This window comes from Pseudomonas sp., assembly GCF_035277045.1.
In the GTDB taxonomy this organism is placed as follows: domain Bacteria; phylum Pseudomonadota; class Gammaproteobacteria; order Pseudomonadales; family Pseudomonadaceae; genus Aquipseudomonas.
In genome coordinates this window covers 1-5,225 of record NZ_DATELE010000269.1, presented here as the reverse complement: position 1 = coordinate 5,225, position 5,225 = coordinate 1, and the positions used below count along the sequence as shown (strand labels likewise).

The 5,225-nt window shown below is 61.6% G+C and carries 3 protein-coding genes; all 3 read right to left on the bottom strand.

The genetic code is table 11. From position 1 onward, the window contains the following. Positions 1 to 48: 48 nt before the first annotated feature. The 3 genes from VJS90_RS15035 to acnA all read right to left on the bottom strand — a co-directional run bounded on the left by VJS90_RS15035 (position 49) and on the right by acnA (position 5,214). Positions 49 to 1,365 (bottom strand): MFS transporter, encoded by a 1,317-nt coding sequence (locus VJS90_RS15035; RefSeq protein ID WP_324122438.1) that lies wholly within the window; start codon positions 1,363 to 1,365, stop codon positions 49 to 51. Positions 1,366 to 1,426: 61 nt separating this feature from the next. Next, positions 1,427 to 2,479, bottom strand: a complete 1,053-nt coding sequence (locus tag VJS90_RS15030; protein ID WP_324122437.1) for a lactonase family protein — start codon at positions 2,477 to 2,479, stop codon at positions 1,427 to 1,429. 92 nt (positions 2,480 to 2,571) lie between these two features. Further along, positions 2,572 to 5,214 (bottom strand): aconitate hydratase AcnA, encoded by a 2,643-nt coding sequence (acnA, locus tag VJS90_RS15025; protein WP_414704946.1) that lies wholly within the window; start codon positions 5,212 to 5,214, stop codon positions 2,572 to 2,574. Positions 5,215 to 5,225: the final 11 nt, after the last annotated feature.

The following is a 5,225-nucleotide window of genomic DNA, read 5'->3' as shown; positions in this document are numbered from 1 at the left end:
AGGCGTTGCTCAGGGATGAAGACCAAGGGTGCCGGTGTGGCTCCAGGATCAGTGGGCCGAGGCCGCCACCGGCTGATCCGGGTCTTTGTTGGTGACGCGCATCAATGCGGTCATCAGGAACGCGATCAGCAGCAGCGCGCTGAGGAACAACAGGCCACTGGCCGCGCTCTGGCTGTTGCCCTTGACCACGCCGATCATCGACGGCCCGACGAAACCACCGAGGTTGCCGATCGAGTTGATCACGGCGATCGATACCGCTGCGGTGGCGCGATCGAGGAACAGGGTGGGCAATGCCCAGAACGGTGACTTGAAACTGTAAAGACCAGACAGGGCCACGCAGATCATCACCATCGAAGCCACGGGGCTGGGCAGCATTCCGGCGCCGACCAGGCCAAATGCTGCGATCGCCAGCGGGATGGCCGAATGCATCTTGCGCTCGTTGTGCCGGTCGGAACTGCGCGACCACACGATCATGGCCAGCGTCGCGACCATGTACGGCAGCATCGCGATCAGGCCGATCTGGGTGTGCGTCAGCTCACTGGAAAAGCCTTTGATGATCTGCGGCATCCAGTAGCCAACCCCGAGGCTGCCGCATTGGTAGACGAAGTAGATAAAGGACAGGTACAGCACCTTCTTGTTGACCATGGTTTTGAGAACACTCAGGCGCTTGACGTTCTTGCGGCTCTGGCGATCGCGTTCCAGTTCAGCCATCAGCCAGTCCTTTTCGACCTGGGTGAGCCACTTGGCCTGTTCGGGTTTGTCGGTGAGGAAGAAGAAGCAGGCAATCCCCAGGAACACTGCCGGCACGCCTTCGAGGAACAGCATCCAGCGCCAGCCGCTCCAGTCCAGCCACGCGATGTTATCCATGATCCAGGTCGAGAGCGGCGCGCCGATGATGTAGCTGACCGGGATCGCGGCGGTGAACAGTGCCACGGTGGTGGCCAGTTCACGCGAGCGGAACCAGAAGGTCAGGTAGACGATCACCCCGGGGAAGAACCCCGCCTCGGCCACGCCCAGGAAGAAGCGCAACACGTACAGCTGGCTGGCGGTCTGGGCGAAGGCGGTCATCGCGGCGATCAGCCCCCAGGTGACCAGGATGCGGGCGATCCACACCCGCGCACCGAACTTGTTGAGCATGATGTTGCTTGGCACTTCGAACAGGAAGTAGCCGATGAAGAAAATCCCGGAGATGAATCCGAACGCCTCACTGGTGAGAGCAAGCTCCTTGTTCATCTCCAGCGCGGCGTAGCCGATGTTGGCGCGGTCAAGGTACGAAACGATATACAGCAGGAACATGAAAGGAATGATCCGCAACGTGACCTTGCGGACGATTGCCTGCTCATCGACATTTTTGTTGTTGTTCATGAAGACCTCATTCAGAGCGAACCGTGGCCCGCCCTTTAATTGTTATAGGTACAACGGGCTATCAGGCAGAAAAGATCATGCACACCGGACTGCCGGTCGAAACCGCGAAGTCCGTCTTGCTCAAGCCGCCACTGCGTGGGTCGACGGCAAACGACACGATGCTGTCGCTGTCCTCATTGAGGACAAAAAGGAAACGTTGATTGGGGGCAAGGGCGAAGAACCGCGGCGTCTTGCCTGCGCTGGGCACGCAGTGCAAGAAGGAGAGCAAGCCGCTGACTTCGTCGACTTCATACACCGCGATGCTGTCGTAGCCGCGGTTGGAGGCGTAGAGGAAACGGCCACTACGGTCTATCTCGATCTCTGCAGCCCGGCTGTTGCCCGTGTAGAACTCCGGGAGCGATGGCAGAATCTGGAATGGCTGCAGCGCACCGCTGGAGCAATCGAAGTGGTAGCTGGTCACGCTGGAGTCCAGTTCGTTGATCACGTAGGCGAAATCTGCCCTGGGGTGCATCGCGATATGCCGCGGCCCCGAGCCTTCGCGCGCCTGCACGAACGACTGCTCGGCCGGAATCAGCTTGCCGTCGGCGAAGCGCAGGCTGAACACCCGATCCAGCCCTTTGTCTGGCACCAGTACAAAGTTGCCGGAAGCATCGAACGGATTGAAATGCGGTTTGGCGAAAGGCTGCTCGATGCGGTGCGGGCCGATCGGGCCTTCCAGCTGGAGCAGCTGGTTGATGCCGCCCAACTCGCCACTTTGCGCAACGTGGAGCACTGCCAGGCTTCCACTGACGTGGTTGGAGACCACCAGGAATCGCTCACTTGGGTCGAGCGCGAGGTGTACCGGGTTCTTGCCCTCACAGCCCCTCCGGTTCAGGAAAGTCAGCTTGCCGCTTGCCTTGTCGACGCTGAAGGCGCTGACTTCGCTGCGATCTCCATGCACGGTATACAGGCGGTCGCCTGCCCGGTTGAGGGCGAGAAATGATGGGTTGACCAGGTCGTCGAGCACCTGGACTTGCTCCAGAGTGCCCGCTTGCTGATCCACCTTGTAGACGGTGATGCCATCACCACGGGCGTTGCGCTCCCGTGTGGTGCGCGATCCGACGTACGCGAACATGGGTGATACTCCCACTTGCAGAATGATGTGAGCACAGGTGCCCGTTGCATTGGCCATCCTTGGGCTGCCCCCGCAGCACGGGGGCAGCAAGGTCAGTGGCGCGTGCGTGCGACGACTTTGCGAATCACGTAAGGCAGCACACCGCCATTACTCAGGTAGCGCACTTCCTGTTGCGAATCGACGCGGGCGATGACCTCGACTTCGTCGCGACGCCCGTCGCTGCGACGCACCACCAGGATGATGGCGTTGTCGCCCACCACCAGTGCATCGAGGCCAAGGAAGTCGAACTGCTCCGTACCGTCCAATTGCAGGTCGTCGACGCTCTGGCCGGGCTTGAACAACAGAGGCAAGACGCCCATGCCTATCAGGTTGCTGCGGTGGATGCGTTCGATGCTCTGGGCAACCACTGCCTTCACACCGAGCAGCGCCTGCGCCTTCGCCGCCCAGTCACGGCTTGAGCCTGCACCGAAGTTGATACCGGCAAACAGCACCATCGGCGTGTTGTGCTCGGCGTAGCTCTTGGCGGCTTCATAGAGGGGCAGGCATTCGCTGTGGTCAGCATTCCATGCCCAGGCGCCCAAACCAGGTTGCAGCTCACCCAGCAGGCGGTTTTTTACCGACTTGTTGGTGAACGCGCCACGCAACATCACTTCGTGGTTGCTGCGGCGGGTGGAGTACTGGTTGAGGTCGCGCGGGTCTTCACCCCGCTCGAGCAGCCATTGGCCAGCCAGGCTGTTGGCAGGGATGGCGCCGGCCGGGGAGATATGGTCGGTGGTGACGTTGTCGCCCAGGATCATCAGGGCACGAGCGCCCGTGACCGCCAAGGATGCCTTGGGCTTTGCCTGGATATCCGCCAGGTATTGCGGGCGGCGCAGGTAGGTCGACCGCGGGCTCCACGGGAACTGCACACTGCCTTGGGCGGAGAGTGCCTGCCAGTGGTGCGTGCCATCCCAGACAGTGGCCAGACGTTGCTGGAAGAACTCCGGCTTGACGACCCGCGCCACCTGCTCGGCGATTTCCGCCTCCGAAGGCATCAGGTCATGCAGGTAGACCGGTTGGCCGTGGGTATCTTCACCCAACGGTTGGGTGGTCAGGTCGATATCGATGGTGCCAGCGATTGCATACGCCACGCACAGCGCAGGTGACGCCAGGTAACCCGCAGGCACCTTGGGGTTCACCCGGCCTTCGAAATTGCGGTTGCCAGACAGTACCACCACACCCTTGAGCCCTTGGTCGGCAAATTCCTCCACATGCTCTTCAAGCTTGCCCGAGTTGCCGATGCAGGTCATGCAGCCGAAGCCGGCAAGGTCGAAGCCCAAGGCGGAGAAGTCGGCCAGCAAGTCGGCTTCAGCCAGGTAGTCAGCCACCACCTGCGAGCCGGGCGAGAGCGAGGTCTTTACCCATGGCTTGCGTTGCAGGCCCAGCGCGCGGGCCTTGCGCGCCAACAGGCCGGCCTGGATCATCTGCGGCGGGTTGGCGGTGTTGGTGCAGCTGGTGATCGCCGAGATCACCACGGCGCCGTGGGTGATCGACTCACCAAACGCAGGCTCGAGAAAGCATTGTCCCTCGGGCGAATTGATCAGATTACCGCCGCCCATGACTTCGTCACGGAACGACGCCGCAGCCTTGGACAGCGGCTGGCGCTGGTGTGGCTGGTGGGGTCCGGCGACGCTCGGTTCGATGCTTGCCAGGTCCAGTTCGATCAGCTCATCGAACTGCGGTTCGGCCAGTTCGTCACGGCGCCAAAGCGGCTGGGCGCTCATGTAGCTGATCACCTTGTCACGCAAATGCGCCGAGCGGCCACTCAACTCAAGGTAAGCCAAGGTCTCGTTATCGAACGGGAAAAACACCACCGTCGCACCGTATTCAGGAGCCATGTTCGAAACGGTACCGCGTGCCGCCCAGCTCAGGCCGGACAGGCCAGGGCCGGTGAACTCGACGAACTTGCCGACCACCGAGCGCTTGCGCAGGATTTGCGCCACGTGCAGCGACAGGTCGGTGGCGGTCACGCCTGGGCGCAGGGCATTGGTGAGACGGATGCCGATCACCTCTGGAAAACTGATCGGCACCGGCTCGCCAACCATCGCAGCCTGCCCTTCCAGGCCACCGACACCCCAGCCCAGCACACCGATGGCGTTGATCATCGGGGTGTGGCTGTCGGTCGCGACCATGTCATCGGGGTGCAGCAGACGCTCGCCGTTTTCGCCAGCACTTTCCCAGACCACCTGGGCAAGTGCCTCCATGTTCATCTGATGGATGATGCCGGTTCCCGGCGGGATGACGCCGAAGTTATCCAGGCTTTCCTGGGCCCACTTGATGAACTGGTAGCGTTCGCCGTTGCGGCGGAAGTCGATATCCAGGTTCTGTTCGACCGAATCGGCTTCGGCATAGCGTTCGACGATCACCGAGTGGTCGATGGTCAGCACAGCGGGAATCAACGGATTCATCGCCTGCGGATCGCCACCCAGCTCAGCCACCACATCGCGCATGCCAGCGAAGTCGGCCAGTGCCGGCAGGCAGGTGGTGTCATGGAACATCAGGCGGTTGGGCTGGAAAGGTACCTCGCAATCGGGCCCCTGCCTTATGGCGCGCGCGAGTACCGAAGGCAATGCAGCGGGCGAGCAGCGGGCCACGTTTTCCAGAAGAATACGGATAGAGTAAGGCAGCCTCTCCAGTTGGCACTGGTCGAGCATCTTGCTCAGGTCGATGATCGTGAACGCTTCGTCATTGATCATCAAGGGGCTGA

Bases quoted from the DNA above. Each gene is read 5' to 3' on its own strand.
- VJS90_RS15035 (WP_324122438.1), bottom strand. From the start codon at position 1,365: ATGAACAACAACAAAAATGTCGATGAGCAGGCAATCGTCCGCAAGGTC.
- VJS90_RS15030 (WP_324122437.1), bottom strand. From the start codon at position 2,479: ATGTTCGCGTACGTCGGATCGCGCACCACACGGGAGCGCAACGCCCGT.
- acnA (WP_414704946.1), bottom strand. From the start codon at position 5,214: ATGATCAATGACGAAGCGTTCACGATCATCGACCTGAGCAAGATGCTC.